Origin of the sequence: Pseudovibrio sp. W74 (assembly GCF_001623085.1) — a bacterium.
In the GTDB taxonomy this organism is placed as follows: domain Bacteria; phylum Pseudomonadota; class Alphaproteobacteria; order Rhizobiales; family Stappiaceae; genus Pseudovibrio.
The window spans coordinates 272,752-287,593 of the sequence record NZ_LMCJ01000002.1 but is presented as its reverse complement, the minus strand read 5'-3'; the positions used below and the strand labels follow the sequence as shown (position 1 = coordinate 287,593).

The following is a 14,842-nucleotide window of genomic DNA, read 5'->3' as shown; positions in this document are numbered from 1 at the left end:
CCGAACCAATCTGCCTCTCCCTGTGTGGAGGGGCAGAGCCTTGCAACTAGGATATCTGCATTAAATGGGAATGTTTGTTGTCAAACGGGTCCTGCTGATGATCCCAACCTTGCTCGCGATTTCGCTCGTCGCGTTTTTGGTGATCACGCTGCCACCTGGAGACTATATTGACCGACTGGTTTTGGAAGCATCGTTGGATGGAGATTACATCACTGCTGCTGAAGCCGAAGGTCTGCGGAAGATATATGGATTGGATAAATCCGTTCTGGCCCAGTACTTTGACTGGGTCTGGAAGATGGTAGTGCATGGAGACCTCGGGCGCTCTTTCAGTTATGAGTTGCCGGTTGAAGAGCTGATCTGGGACCGTCTGGGCATGACGACGCTGCTTTCGATTTGCTCCATGGTCTTCATCTGGACTGTCGCCATTCCCGTTGGCATTTTCTCCGCTGTTCGCAAATATTCCCTTGGTGACTATGTCGCCACCTTCCTTGGTTTTATCGGCCTCGCTGTGCCAAATTTTCTGCTGGCGCTTGTGCTGATGTATGTTTCGTTCCGCTATTTTGGTCAAAATGTCGGTGGGCTGTTCTCACCGGATTACGTCAATGCGCCGTGGTCCTTTGCCCGCGTCGGTGATTTGACGGCCCATATCTGGATTCCCATGATCGTTTTAGGGACTGCTGGAACTGCAAGCGTGATCCGCACCATCAGAGCAAACTTGCTGGACGAGTTGCACCGTCCCTATGTGGTCACCGCCCGCGCCAAAGGCATGCCGGAGCATTGGGTGCTCACCAAGTATCCGGTTCGTCATGCGTTAAACCCGTTCGTGTCCAGTCTCAACGAACTATTTGTGCAGATCGTGTCTGGTTCCACCATTGTTTCCATTGTGCTTGGTTTGCAAACCACAGGTCCGTTGCTGTTTGATGCGTTGCGTCAGGAGGATATGTACCTGGCTGCTGCCCTTATCATGTTCCTCAGTTTTCTGACTGTGATTGGAACGTTGTTCTCCGACATACTACTTGCCTGGCTTGATCCGCGTATCCGCCGTCAGTTCAACAATGGGGGGCTGTAATGAGCGCTACTGATTTCGCTGGTGCACCAACAAGTTCACGCGCTTATGAGGGCCAATGGCGCCTGATGTGGCGCCGTTTCCGCAAACATAAACTCGGCATGCTGGGTGGCATCATCACACTCCTGATCTATCTGATCGCCGTGTTCGTGGAGTTCCTAGCACCGCATGACCCTAATGACTTCAGCGTGCGCAACACCTATGCGCCGCCGCAGAGCATTCATTGGTTGCTGGAGACAAAGGACGGTACAGTGTTTCAGCCGCATGTGTTGGGATACCGCTCCAAGATTGACTACAACTCAGGTCGCCGCACCTTTGTTGAAGACCCGCGCCGTGTTGTGAAGCTGGGCTTTTTCGTCAAAGGTAAGCCTTACAATCTGTTTGGTTTCATCCCTGCTGAGCGCCGCCTGTTTGGCCCGGTCAAGAAACGTGATCGCATGTTTTTGTTGGGAGCGGACCGTCTTGGCCGTGATGTGCTGAGCCGCACCATCCATGGCACGCGCGTATCCATGACCATCGGTCTTGTAGGCGTAGCCTTGAGCCTCGTACTGGGTGTGCTGATCGGCGGTCTTTCCGGCTATTTCGGAGGCTGGGTGGATACGGTCACGCAGCGTGTTGTTGAGTTTCTTCAATCGTTGCCAAGTATCCCGCTCTGGATCGGCCTCGCCGCTGCGATTCCGCCGGATACTCCACCTTTGCAGACCTACTTGCTGATCACGGTAATCCTGTCGATCATCGGTTGGACAGGGTTGGCCCGCGTGGTGCGCGGCAAGTTTATCTCTCTTAAATCGGAGGACTTCGTAAAAGCCGCTCGTTTGGACGGATGTTCTGTTCCGCGTGTTCTGGTAGGCCATATGGTACCAAGTTTCATAAGCCATATCATAGCGGTGGTGACGCTTGCCATTCCGGGCATGATTGTTGCTGAAACGTCTTTGTCCTTCCTGGGGATTGGCCTGCGCCAGCCTGTGGTCAGCTGGGGTGTTCTGCTGCAGGAAGCGCAGAATATCCGCTCTATCGCCAATGCTCCATGGTTGTTCTGGCCGGGCGTGATGGTCGTGATTGCTGTGCTTGCACTCAACTTCTTTGGTGACGGTTTGCGTGATGCTGCCGACCCGTATTCCAAGTGAGGATTGAAACCATGAAACCCATGATTAACGTCACGGATCTCAGTGTTTCCTTCTCAGGAGATGATGGGAAAGTAACCGCGCTGGACAACATCAGTTTTTCCATTCCCGAGGGAAAAACGGTGTGTCTGGTGGGGGAGTCCGGCTGCGGAAAGTCTGTCACCGCAAAGGCGCTGCTGCGTATTCTGGATAACCACGCTGCCATTGAAAGCGGCAGCATAGAATACCAGCGTGCGAGTGGTGATCTGCTTGATCTTGCCCGAGGTCCTGCAAAAGCAAAGCATATTCGTGCCATTCAAGGCAATGAGATTTCCATGATTTATCAGGAGCCGATGACCTCGCTGTCACCGCTCTACACCATTGGTAATCAGATTGTAGAAGTGCTGCGCTGGCATACGAACCTGAGCAAGGAAGAAGCCAAGTTTCAGGCGATTGAGATGTTGCGGCTGGTGGGCATTCCATCTGCTACTGACCGGTTCGACAGCTACACCTTTGAACTGTCTGGTGGTATGCGCCAGCGTGCCATGATTGCAATGGCGTTGATCTGTAACCCACGCCTTCTTATTGCAGATGAGCCGACCACCGCGCTGGACGTGACCACGCAGGCGATCATTCTGGACCTGATGCGTGATCTGCAGAAGACCCGCAATATGTCCATGTTGTTCATCACCCACGATCTGGGGGTGGTGGCAGATATCGCCGATGAGGTGGTGATCATGTATCTGGGCAATGTGGTGGAGCAGGGGCCTGTTGAACAGATTCTCACCAACCCGCAACACCCTTATACCAAAGGGCTTTTGGCCTCCCTACCTCACACAGATGGCAAACGCCGTGCGCGTCTCAATGCCATTCCGGGCGTCGTACCAAGCCTTCAGAACCGGCCCAAGGGCTGTCCATTTCAGGAGCGTTGTGACCACTTTGTCACCGGTCTTTGTAATGAAAAACTACCAGAACTGACTACGACCAGTGGGGTGCAAAGCGTCCGCTGTCACGGGTTTGGGGCACAGGCAGATCTTGTCCCACTACATGCGTCGACCTCCCAAGTTGATGACTGCCTGCATGTCCCAAACCCGGTAGACCGCACAGCTGCGCCAATCCTTGAGCTACAGAACGTGAGCAAACACTTCCCGATCCGCTCAGGCTTCTTCAACCGTCAAACGGGAACAGTGCGCTCGCTGAATGATGTGTCACTCAACATCTGGCGCGGCGAAACCCTTGGTCTTGTTGGAGAATCTGGCTGTGGCAAGTCCACACTGGGCCAGACAATTATCGGCCTGCACAAGGCAACCACGGGCAAGGTGGTGTTCCGTCCAAACGAGGAAGACGTTGAGCTGACTGGCAAAACGGACAGTCAGTTGCGTCCATACTGGGCGGATATTCGGATGGTGTTTCAGGACCCGAACTCCTCACTCAACCCTCGCATGGCGGTATATGATATCATCGCTGAAGTGCTGCGGGTTGGACAGGAGCTGAAGAGCTCAAAGGACATTGAGCATCGTGTTCTTGAGGTGCTTGATAAAATTGGCTTCTCAAAAGAGTTCCTCAAACGCTACCCGCATGCTTTCAGTGGTGGTCAGCGTCAACGTATTGGAATTGCACGTGCTTTGGCTCCTTATCCGAAGGTGATCATTGCGGATGAAGCAGTTTCTGCGCTGGATGTTTCCGTACAGGCGCAGATCCTCAACCTGCTGAAAGACCTTCAGGAAGAGCTGAACCTCACCTACCTGTTCATCAGTCATGATCTCAGCGTTGTTGCCCATATCAGTGACCGTGTTGCTGTGATGTATGCAGGGCGGATTGTGGAGCTGGCAGATACGGAGACGATCTTCAACGCATCAAGGCATCCTTATACCGAAGCGTTGATGAGTGCGATTCTGGAACCGGTGCCGAATGCCCACGCGGATGACACGCGCATCCGTCTGGAGGGCAATGTGCCGGACCCGGCCAACTTGCCAAAGGGATGCCCATTCGCGCCGAGATGTCGTTATTCTTCAGGTATTTGTGAGAGTTCTGATCCTTCGCTTGGTGAGATCAGCACGGACCATCTGCTTGCTTGCCATCATCCCGATGTGGTGCAAAATACGCCAGTAGACCAGCTTGAAGCAATGGCGGGGTAGCACTGATGGCAAGTATCCGGGATGTAGCAGAAAAAGCTGGAGTTTCAACGGCAACCGTCTCTCGTGTGTTGAACAAGGATGAGCGGGTGAAGGATGAAACCCGCGCAAAGATTCAAGCTGTCATTGATGAGTTGGGGTATCGCCCTAACCGTCTGGCAACCTCTTTGCGCCGACAGGATTCCAATCTCGTGGCGCTGTTCCTGGAGAACCAGAAATCCCCGTTCGCAACCATGCTTTATGCCTCCATTGAGAAGACGCTGCATGACGAAGGCTTCAAGGTCCTCTCCTGTTGCACACGGGGAGAAGCGGAGCGGGAGCGCAAGTACACCCAGACCATGATCGAGATGCAGGTGGCGGGTGCAATCGTTCGTCCGTCCAACTCGGCAGCTGAGACACTGAAGAACGTTAAACGTTTGCAAGCCAATGATATTCCGACGGTCTACGTGGATATTCTGCCGGGGCGCCGCTCTGAATCCTTTGTGGTTTGCGACAACACTGAGGGTGGCAGGATTGGTATGCGCTACCTCGTTGCTCTGGGGCATAAACATATCGGCGTGCTTGCGACCAAAGCTGATCATGATCCGCGCCGCGAGAGCGTTGGCAACCTACGTATGCGCGGCATACTGGAAGTTGCTCGCGAGTATCAGATTGAGAAGTCTGTCTACCTGCCAGAGCCCAATGAGCGTAAGCGTTATGATCTGGGGTACGCAACCGCCAATGAATTGCTGGATCAAAACCCTGAGATTACAGCGCTTTTTGCGATTACGGATACTGCAGCCATTGGTGCTATGCATGCGTGCTTTGACCGTGGTTTGCGTGTGCCAGAGGACATTTCCATTCTCGGGTACGATGGTATCCCGATAAGCAGCATCACCTCACCGCAGCTTTCTACTATCCAGCAACCGATTGCTGAAATGGGAGCATCTGCTGCCCGTTATGTCATTGAAAAGATACGCAATCCTTCCAGTAAGCGTCTGCATGAGACCAAGCCGGTTGAGCTGAAACAACGGCGTTCCGTTTCTCATCCCCGTAAGGGATCTCTTCCTCTTTCTACAGGTGCTGCGTAAGGCGCCAACTTTCTTGCAGGACAAGAAGAACAAGGAGTTTCAATTGAACATTTCCGCAGCCCCTCTGTCTTTTTCTGAGGCAACATCGGCAGATATTGCAGAGCTGGTGAAGCAGCATGCACCTGTCATCCGGTTTGACGACAAAGAACCTTTCCTCCCGTCAGCACTGGGGTATACGCTCTATGATCAGGACGGCATATCCGTCTCAAGTGCCCATAAAATAAAGCTAAACGGCGCTGCGCTTGCAATCGAGTATGCCATCTGGTGGGACTGGGATATCCAACACCTGTATGAGCTGGAGCACATCTGGGTGTACCTCAGCGAGGCTGGTGAAGTGGTGCGTGTTGAAGGCAGTGCCCATGGCTGTGCTGGGGAATTGAGCACCTGGAACCATCAGGTGCCGCTGCAAGAGGGGCGGGTAACCCTTTATTCTGAACCGGGAAAACACGCTTTTGCAGCGAGTTCTGAAGCGCTACGGACGAATTTTGCAGTGACTTGCATCTGCTGTGGTGAGCGGGCCGGATCAGGCTCCATTCTTGTGCAGGATATGTTTGCCGCAGAGCTGGTTGACCTGAAGCCTTATGATCATCATGTCGCTCGTAAGTATATGGAATCTAAAGCGTTCAAACCCTCTTATCATTTTGACCAGATCTTTGATCTGCGCTCTGTTGAGATGATGCCTTGGGAAGAGTTGAAGGCTTCTGTTCCGTCTCGGGTTCGTTCTGTTTTGGCGCAGCTGCGAAAAGAGGCGAAAGGCGTGAAGGCTGTGTTCCTCGATAGCGGGGATACTTTGATCGATGAGGGATCACAGGTTTTCGTGGAAGAGGAATTAGTGCTCTCCGCAGAACCGATCCCGGGCGGGGATAAGCTGGTGGACTGGCTCAAGGAGCGCGGCTACATGGTTGCACTGGTTGCAGATGGTCTGGTGGAGAGCTTTGAGAATGTCCATAAGGCTATGGATTTCTGGCATAAATTCGATGCACGGTCGATTTCTGAGGCCGTTGGTTGCCACAAGCCGGATCCGCGGATGTTCCTTGCAGCGGTCAAGCTTTTGGGGCTGGAAGAAGCGGATCACGCAGGCTGTGTCATGGTGGGGAATAACCTTGAGCGTGATGTGGCAGGCGCCAACCGCTTAGGGATGACATCTGTCTGGATCAACTGGACGCCGCGCTATCCGACAGAGCCAGCAAATGCGGATGAAGAGCCGGATTACACAATTGGCCTTCCGCATCAGCTTCTGGATGTGCTCGAAGAGATTAATTCCAAGGCATAAGCTATTGAGATAGCAGATGAAATTTTGAAAAGGATTAAGCCGTGGGATTACTCTCCTGCGGTTTTTCATAACGATTGAGGGGAAAGAAAGCTAAAGTATTGTTTCCATTGCAACTTTTGCAGCTTTTTTGCCACTCAGATATGCACCGTGAACGGTACCATGATACTTAAAATCAGTATGTTCTCCGGCAAATGTCAGGCAGTGACCAATAGGTTCGGACAAAATATTGAAATCATACGGGTCACTACCAACTTTTGCGTAAGAAAAAGAGCCCTTCGTGTAAGGGTCTTGCGACCATCGGGTTGCAATGTAGTGACGAGGATCAGGTGTATCCGAGCCAAACATTGTGCGCACGGCTTTCATAGCATCTTCAAGCATATAGTCGTGATCCATGGTCTCGATCATGCGGGAGTAATTGCCAAAGCTTAGAGCGGTGAGTACGTTTGCGTTGATAAAGGGCTTATGATTGAGGAAATAATTCCAGCGGCCCTGAGTTTGCGTCATTAAGCCAAAATACTGTGTTTTTTCAGGCCAGTGGAGTTCATCGAACTTCATCGCTATTTTTGTGACGTCGCCCATACCAACGCGTTCAATTGCGTTCCTATGTATTTTGGGCAAGGGGGGGATGAACTCGATGTCCTTCGCCTTGAGCACGCCGAGTGGTACTGTGACAATCACAAAATCACTTTCAAAGATCTCTTTGTCGGTCTGTACGAACACGCCAACTCGGTCATGATAAGCGATGCGTTGGACCGGTTTGCGGTTGAGGATTGGGATACCGTGGGTGAGAGGTTCCAGAAGCCGATCGTACCCGTCTACCAAAACCACATCTTCACCTTCGAACATGTCATTTTGGCTGAAATACATGGCGGAAAGTTCGCTCACCGGACTGCCTGTATCAAATTCAGTATAAGCGGATGTCATCCACCTGAATATTGGGTTTCGAGTCATTCTGGGCGCCATATGCTCCAGAACCTCCGAAAGAGCCATATCTTTGTTCATGCCAGAGCCGATCAGGCCCAGCATCTGTTCATGTTCTTGACCCATTTTAGAGATTTTCTGATTGGAAACTTGTTTGCCCATATGGTTGTAAACGGTGAAATTGGAATCTTTCGTGACGAAGGTTTTTTGGCCAGACTGTTCAGCCAGTTTCATGATGGGGTTGTTTTTAGGGCCATGTATCCAGCCCGCACCTTCTTCAATTGGGACACCCAGTGCGCGGTTGGTGCGAATGCGCCCGCCAATCTTGTTGCTTGCCTCTAGCACCAGCACACTATAGCCCGTGTCCATCAAATCGCGGGCGGCGGCGAGGCCTGCAATACCAGCTCCGATAATGATCACACGTTTGCCTCTGGCCGACACATTGGGCCGGGTCTGGTTCAGATCAAACAGACCGGCAAAGACGACGGAAGAGGCTGAAGTTTTAAGGAAATTCCTGCGGTTTAGGCTGCTATTGCGGGGGCGAAAGACCATTGGAAACACTTTGGTTTGAAAGAGGTGCGCCTGCAACCTTGAGGTGTTTTATCGCAACCCACAAGGGAAACTCAGGGACAGCCCTAACAAACCGAAAAAGCGTTTTGGGATATTCAAGCAGCTAAAAACACACTGCGTTCATACGAATACGCGCAGCATGCATAATTATTCGATGCTGCACTTATTCCGCCCCGAAGGCCGGGGACGATCTTCGGATTTTGTCCCTAGTTATGCCCGGTTAAGTCGCAACATTCCTGCCAGAGCTCTGCATTGTTCTGGACCTTCAAAATCCATGAAAGTGGAATGCCTTTGTCGGTATTCAGGCCATGTACTGCGCCAAGAACTGCACCGATCAAAATGGAACGGCCAGCGCTGTCTCCACCTGCCAGAATGTTGGCTTCAATCGCTTCACGATAAGAACCTGTGTTCTTGAGGATGTGGAAGCTCAGCGGCACACCCATGCCAAGGTGACAGGCACGGCCCGTGCTCTCACCGTATGCAACGGGGTCCGTTTCTGATGCGGAAAGAGCAGCCAAAAGCTTTTCCTGAATATCAGGATGGGCAGCATCAGCTGCAGCAGACAGGGCGCTTTGCAAGTCTTCACCGTTCACAACACGGTCCAGAAGATCGGCAAACATAAAGCCGTAAGCGACGGATTCTTCATTGTCATTTGTGGAGCGGATAATCGCTTCCACCTGATCCTGCATCTGCTCGCTCTGCTCATAGGCGAACAGCACTGCCGGAATCTTGGAGAGTGCAGGAAGCTGATCATCATCTACGCCAGAAGGGGTGAGCTTCTCATTAGCAATGTTTTCCAGTGTGCCCCGTGTTGGGCGGTCAATATAGCCGTTATAGGTGCCACCAGCGCCGAAGTGAGCCGTAAAGGCCTGCTGAAACTCTTCCATCTTCAGGTGTTTGTCGTGAGCCAGCAGATGCTTCAGTGCCAGATGCAGGTTTTCACCGTATTGGGTGAACTGGCCGTCCTGCCGATTGGCATGAGCGAAGTAAGCTGGCACGCCCTCAAAGTAAGATGGGGTCAACGGCACGAAAGCAGCAGAGTCATCGTGCTCCTGCGTGACATGATGGATGCGGTCAACATCATAGAGCCAGTGCAGCCCCAGCGAGGCGGCGTCCGCAACAAATGCACCAAGAAGGCTATGGGCCTTAAACGCTTGCTGACTCATACAATTCTCCATTCCGATAGGATCGGGTTCAATCATCACTAAAATTTTGATGAGATAATAGGGAGAGGCTTGCCCGTCGAAAAGCCCCTTCAACCCATTGTGATTGATGTTGGCAATGCTCTGCTACGCTTTTGCACCAGCTGTTGGTTAGGTGCTTGAGGCCAGAGCGCTTTGGCTGGAGAAGTGAAGGAAGGTCATCTCTGTTTCTTGATAGTCACTGGAACGAGTCTCATAGGCGGCGTTGGTCAGATCAGAGATTGTCTTTGTCCAGAATGCCAGTGCTCCAGTGTTTTTGGGTAGCACGCGAACTTGCCAGTCTCCCGGATGCAGCTTCAGGCAGGCTTTCAGGGCCGCTTGTCCCAAGCTTTGCCGTGTGAACTTTCCAAGCACGAAGAACTGGCCCATGTCGATCAGCGTGGTGTCATAAGGATACTGCCGCACCAGCGCAAAACCTGCGATCTCACCAGCCTGCACTATGAAATAGGGATGGTGGTCGGCTTCGCGGAAGTAAGCAAGCACGATGTTCTCATCAAACTCAAACCCGCCCGATGCAGAAACCGGCCAGTGCATGTATTTGGACATGTCGTAGAGGTAGAGCTGAAACATATTTTTCAGCACAGGCACATCCGCCAATACCATCGGCTTCAACTCAACAGACATAACCACCCTCACATGTCAGAGCTACTCAGCAGAGCAATGCATTAGCACTGAATGAGGACTGGCGTCGAGCGGTTGTGATGTTGGAATGCCCGCCTAACTGCGGAGTGGCGTGACTTTGCAGACGATGGGGCGGGTGGGTTCGAGGAAGAGGACACCTTCCGGCTCTACTTTGTCGGCGTTGAGAATGTCTATGTCGAACCGGGTAACGAGGTTTGCCAAAATGAGCGTGCCTTGGAGAATGGCGGAGCTTGCGCCGGTGCACATGCGCAGGCCGCGTCCAAAGGGCAGGAAACTCTTCATGATGATGTGCTGATCTTTGCGCATATAGCGTTCAGGATCAAAACGGTCCGGATTGAACCAGTATTGCTGATGTCGATGCACAATCCATGGGGACACTGTAATCTGCGCACCTTCCTGCAAGTCCAGTTTACCCAGTTTGATTGGTCTGCTGGCGCGACGGGTCAGGTGCGGAATAGGCGGGTAGAGCCGCAGGATTTCGCGGAAGACATTGCGGGTGTATCTGAGGCGTGAAAGCTGCTCGAACTGAATGTCGTCTTGCCCACCCACTTTGCTGACCTCTTCACGGATCTTTTGCTTGGCCTCAGGGCATTGGGAGAGAACAAAGAACGCCCACATCAAAGCTGCGGCTGCCAGCTCCTGACTGTTCAGGATTGTGGTGACGTGGTCCACGATTTGCTTGCGAGTGAAGGGGATATTGGTTTCTGGAGAGCGGGCGATGAGAAACTTATGTAAGAAGCTGTGATGGGAAAAGCTGTTGTGCTGGATATTGCCATCAATCAGCATACTGACCAGATATCGCAGTTGCTGGGCCGCATACATGGCTGTTTGTGGCAGCTTGGGCAGCTGCCAGGCAACACCTTGTTCTGCCGTCTCACGGATCACCTGCGAGATGCGCTTTTCAAAGTCACGGGCATGGGAGTTGATTTCGTTGAACACATCTGTCGGCAGCTCGTTGGAAAACAGCATTCTGTAAGCGATGTCTGCATTCAGGCGTCTGAGCAGCAAAGACAGGTCAATCACCCGGTTTTCATTTTGAATTTCTTCGCAATAATCTTCGAACCGGTTGATTGAGTTCTGGATGTGCTCAAAATTCACCTGCTGGGTGCGCATGGTACCGATGGGCCGGATCATATCACGTTGGTCCACACACCGGTTGTTGCTCGTCACAATCGGATGATCGCCCAGCAACGGGCGCAGCAATTCAATCATCCCCTCGGCTTTGACGAAGATCTCGGGTTTCTCTTCAAAAATTACGGAGATGAGGTCCGGGTCGTTGATCAGGTAATTGGGTTGCTCTGCCGTGGAAATGTCAACGATATCTGCTTTGTAAAGTTCTTCCGGGAGGTGCCTCAGGAGGTTTGTCTCAACGCCATCAAAGTCCCCCGTGCCTTCAGTGTATGGGTGAGGTGCCGGAGGGCGATATAAGCTGTTGTTTGTATCCATAGAGCCTGACTCGATTGCATCATGATGGTCACATCGAGGGTCCTCGCGGGAAATGACCCGATGCGCGAGTGTAGGCATTGCCGCTTTAATAATTCGCTGAATTTAATGTCGGATCATACTGAAAATACAATGCAATTACTGGTGGTTTTGGTGAGATGATGAAACCACGGCTCTGCATAACTGCCATGCGCTACGGTATCTTGACAGTTTGACTTGATTTCATATAGTTTGACCTCAAACAAAAATTAGAGATAAGTGCATGAATGTTTCCCCACGGACCTATGGCTACCTGCTGCGTATCAGCATTTCATTCTTCATGAGCATTATGATGTCATTTGCCATGCTGGTGCTGAACCTCGGGTTTGTCGAAAACTTTATGGCGCTGTGGTTCAAGTCGTTTTCTGTTGCCTTCGCGCTTGCTGTTGTTATCAGTTCACTGGTCTTTCCCCTGGTGATCGCCCTGCTGTCGAAGCTTGTGAAAGTATGTGACGAGCCTGCCGACCTGCAGGAAGTGACAGAAGGCTGCTAAGCTCCGTTTTTCAAAAAACAAAGCACCTGACCTAACTGTGATGCAAAAAGGAGTGTCCCTTGCTTTTTGCATTTGCTTTGTGATGCATCACAGTATACGTGCAGTATTGATGTCGATTGGCATCCAAGAATTCTTTTCAGCACATTTCCTCCCACTGTATTCGCTTTCTGGTTCGCCTCAGTAAGCGGATTTGTGCTGCTAACAAGGACACAAAATGGCTCAGCTCCTCGGCAAGCGAAACATGGGTATCGCGCTTACAATCCTGTCTACGCTCATCTTCGCGATGCAGGATGCGATCACCAAGCAGCTCGTGTCAGACCACCCGGTCTGGTTCATCATGATGGTGCGCTTTTGGGTTTTGCTGGTGATTGCGGTTGGCTGGGCTATGATCAGTGAACAAGGGCTCTATAATGTGGTGCGCACCAAACGTCCGGTGCTCCAGATTATTCGTGGCCTTCTGCTGTTTGCAGAAATCTGCCTGATCACCTTCGCCTTCAGCATGCTGGGACTGGCCGATGTAACGGCAATTTTTCAGGCCCATCCGCTGATCGTGACGGGGCTTGCGGCTCTCTTCCTTGGCGAAACGGTTGGCTGGCGCCGCATTCTGGCAATGTTCTGCGGTATGGCAGGCTTGCTGGTGATGCTGCAGCCAGACGGCAACATCGGCGGTTGGGGCGCTGTGGTGGCGCTGGCTGCCTCGGTCAGCTTTGCGCTCTACCAGTTGTTTACCCGTGTTGCGAGCCAGGATGACAGCGCGCTCACGTCATTCCTTTATGTTGGCATCGTGGGCACTGTTCTCTCCACCATCATCGGCTCTCAACACATGATGGCGTTTGATGAGGTGGAATGGGCGTTGCTGCTCGGCATTTGCGCAACGGGGACCTCCGCACACTTCCTGCTGATGAAAGCTCTTTCGCTGGCACAGGCAAGCGACATTCAGCCGTTCAACTATCTTCAGCTGGTCTGGTCGATCCCGATCGGATTCCTTGTGTTCTCTGATCTGCCAATCTGGAGCACCATTCTCGGTGCAATCATCGTGGTGGGTGCAGGCCTGTTCTCGCTGTCTCGCCAGCGTATCCGTGCGGCTGAGAAGGAAACGGGAGCTGAACCTGAGACCTCAGAGGAAGTGGCTGCGCGCGCTGACTAACGTGTCGCGTGCCTGCCGTGCGGTTTAAAGCCGGTTGCCGCGGGCCAGAAACCTCAGGACATCGCCATTGGTGGGCCAGCTGCGATACCGCGGCGCCCGGTCATCCGGCGCTGGTGGGCAGTCGTTCTTGCCAAGAAAATGGGAGGCGACGAGCTTCCCCGTCTTGCGGAACAGGTCAAGGTTGGTGCGAAAGAGCGTTCTCTTTTCCGGCACCACAATCGTTTCCGCCAGCACTTTACCCGCATCAATCTTTTGAATGCTCTCATGCAGGCTGAGAGTGAAAGCCTGTTCATTCTCTAAAATTGCATGAAAGACCGGATCCGGCCCTTTGTAGATCGGCAGTTTACCGGGATGGATGTTGTAGGTCTTGCCGGAAAACCGCTCGTAAAATGTCGCGTTCAAAATCTGCCCCAGATGAACCGTGAGGATCAAATCCGGCTTACAACGCTCAATAAAGTCGAGAGTCTGAGGCGCGCTGGCGTCATTCGTTGGTAAAACAGGACATTGCAGGCTATGAGCCCAGGTCCGCATGCTCTTCCATTTGGGAACATGTGGCATTCGGTAGGCCGGCTTTGTCACGGCGCCCAGGTATCCCGCATAAAGCGGACCAGAGCGGAGCATAAGGTCCTTATAAGCCCGCCAGTCATTGCGCTTGCCAGATACGGCGGTGCACTTCACAAGGCCACAGATCTTGATTTCCGGGTATGCCAGCAAAGAATGTAAAGCAGCATCAGTGTAAACGCTGGCGTTGGAAACAAGACAGATCTGCATGCGTACTCCCCAATTGCATAGTGTGGTCGTCAACTACATAAAGTAGTCGTAGGTGACGCCCATTTTCCGTGCTTTTTCCATCCTTGGCGGCTCAACCCGTTTCAGGCGTTGCTCTGCGTAGGAGGTGGAGAGGATCTTTTCTGCTGTCCCCTTTGCCGCAGCTTCCAGGCCAGCCGCATTGTAAAGCGACCCGCGCACCTGAATGGTGGTTTTCAACGCATCGATAAACTTGCGGAACACATCTGGCTCCGGCGGTGTTGCTGAGCGCCAGAACGTTTCCCAATCGCCCTGATGCGTCAGGCCATCCATATCGTAAATTGTTGGCAGAATGCAGCAGGTCGGCACACCATACTCAAGTGCTTCAATGCCGGCAGAGCTATTGATGGTCAGCATCCCAAGGGATGGTTCAGCAAGTGCTTTGATCGTCTGTCCATGAATGAGCTGCGTGCGTTCTTCAACACCATGCTTCCGACTGGCCTCAACAATTGCCCGAGACAGCTCCTTGAAGCGATATTCAAGCGGATGGCTCTTGAGCAGCAGCAGTGTCCCCTCTGGTGCATTGCAAGCAAAAGAGGCGATGACCTTCTCAATGGCCTCATAAATGCTGGCAAAGGGAGAGTGATCCCGGATCTGAAAATCCCCATTCAGCTGCAAGGCAAAGAGATAATAAGGTGTGCCGCTTTGCTTCAACTGGCTCCAGATAACATCGGCTTCCTGCTTTCGGCGCTTGGCCTGTAGGCGAGCCTTGAGCCAGCCACCATAAACCTGCACACGAGATTCCGTGCGGTGATTGTGGTAATGCGGAAACTTGCGGGCATGAACTGCGTTGTAGAATGTGAAACCGAGCTCTTGCAGCACAATCTGCTTATAGCTGCCAGGATAAAGGACGGTGGACGTGTCATTCGCCTGCTGTGTCTCCAGCGCCATCAGATCCTGCTTGTTCTGCGGGAAATGGGAAAGCGCAGAA

Annotated in this window: 13 protein-coding genes; 7 read left to right on the top strand and 6 right to left on the bottom strand. The window is 52.4% G+C overall.

Annotated features, from left to right (window positions below):
- Positions 1-64 precede the first annotated feature (64 nt).
- The 5 genes from PsW74_RS02035 to PsW74_RS02015 are packed head-to-tail and all read left to right on the top strand — an operon-like array spanning position 65 to position 6,647.
- Positions 65-1,069 (top strand): ABC transporter permease, encoded by a 1,005-nt coding sequence (locus PsW74_RS02035; protein ID WP_063287672.1) that lies wholly within the window; start codon positions 65-67, stop codon positions 1,067-1,069.
- Positions 1,069-2,193 (top strand): ABC transporter permease, encoded by a 1,125-nt coding sequence (locus PsW74_RS02030; RefSeq protein WP_063287673.1) that lies wholly within the window; start codon positions 1,069-1,071, stop codon positions 2,191-2,193. Before PsW74_RS02035 ends, PsW74_RS02030 begins: the two co-directional genes overlap by 1 nt.
- Positions 2,194-2,204: 11 nt before the next feature.
- Positions 2,205-4,307 carry an ABC transporter ATP-binding protein gene (locus tag PsW74_RS02025; protein WP_063287674.1) on the top strand — a complete coding sequence of 701 codons (2,103 nt, stop codon included), beginning with the start codon at positions 2,205-2,207 and terminating at the stop codon, positions 4,305-4,307.
- 5 nt (positions 4,308-4,312) lie between these two features.
- Entirely contained in the window at positions 4,313-5,374 is a 1,062-nt protein-coding gene (locus PsW74_RS02020; protein ID WP_063287675.1) for a LacI family DNA-binding transcriptional regulator, read from the top strand.
- Positions 5,375-5,417: 43 nt separating this feature from the next.
- Positions 5,418-6,647, top strand: a complete 1,230-nt coding sequence (locus tag PsW74_RS02015) for an HAD family hydrolase (protein ID WP_063287736.1) — start codon at positions 5,418-5,420, stop codon at positions 6,645-6,647.
- A 90-nt stretch (positions 6,648-6,737) separates the two neighbouring features.
- On the opposite strand, the gene PsW74_RS02010 is transcribed toward PsW74_RS02015, so the two are convergent.
- From PsW74_RS02010 to PsW74_RS01995, 4 genes are all read right to left on the bottom strand, one after another.
- Positions 6,738-8,120, bottom strand: coding sequence for an FAD-dependent oxidoreductase (locus tag PsW74_RS02010; RefSeq protein ID WP_063287737.1), 1,383 nt, complete (start codon positions 8,118-8,120; stop codon positions 6,738-6,740).
- 224 nt (positions 8,121-8,344) lie between these two features.
- Positions 8,345-9,304 carry an ADP-ribosylglycohydrolase family protein gene (locus tag PsW74_RS02005; protein ID WP_063287676.1) on the bottom strand — a complete coding sequence of 320 codons (960 nt, stop codon included), beginning with the start codon at positions 9,302-9,304 and terminating at the stop codon, positions 8,345-8,347.
- Positions 9,305-9,451: 147 nt separating this feature from the next.
- The gene (locus tag PsW74_RS02000; protein ID WP_063287677.1) at positions 9,452-9,964 is read right to left on the bottom strand and encodes a GNAT family N-acetyltransferase; all 513 of its coding nucleotides are present in this window, start codon (positions 9,962-9,964) and stop codon (positions 9,452-9,454) included.
- A gap of 93 nt (positions 9,965-10,057) precedes the next feature.
- Entirely contained in the window at positions 10,058-11,428 is a 1,371-nt protein-coding gene (locus PsW74_RS01995) for a cytochrome P450 (RefSeq protein ID WP_063287678.1), read from the bottom strand.
- 259 nt (positions 11,429-11,687) lie between these two features.
- Here PsW74_RS01995 and PsW74_RS01990 point away from each other — a divergent pair, with 259 nt between their 5' ends.
- Both PsW74_RS01990 and PsW74_RS01985 read left to right on the top strand, forming a co-directional pair.
- Positions 11,688-11,957 (top strand): DUF2798 domain-containing protein, encoded by a 270-nt coding sequence (locus PsW74_RS01990; RefSeq protein ID WP_057461061.1) that lies wholly within the window; start codon positions 11,688-11,690, stop codon positions 11,955-11,957.
- 214 nt (positions 11,958-12,171) lie between these two features.
- Positions 12,172-13,104: a DMT family transporter gene (locus PsW74_RS01985; RefSeq protein ID WP_063287679.1), complete on the top strand. Its 933-nt coding sequence runs from the start codon at positions 12,172-12,174 to the stop codon at positions 13,102-13,104.
- 24 nt (positions 13,105-13,128) lie between these two features.
- Here the strand turns inward: PsW74_RS01985 and PsW74_RS01980 are convergent, their stop codons facing one another.
- Together PsW74_RS01980 and PsW74_RS01975 are read right to left on the bottom strand one after the other, a co-directional pair.
- Positions 13,129-13,875: a formyltransferase family protein gene (locus PsW74_RS01980; protein ID WP_063287680.1), complete on the bottom strand. Its 747-nt coding sequence runs from the start codon at positions 13,873-13,875 to the stop codon at positions 13,129-13,131.
- A gap of 33 nt (positions 13,876-13,908) precedes the next feature.
- The coding region (locus tag PsW74_RS01975; protein WP_208987786.1) for a hypothetical protein at positions 13,909-14,842 on the bottom strand (934 nt) is incomplete at its 5' end.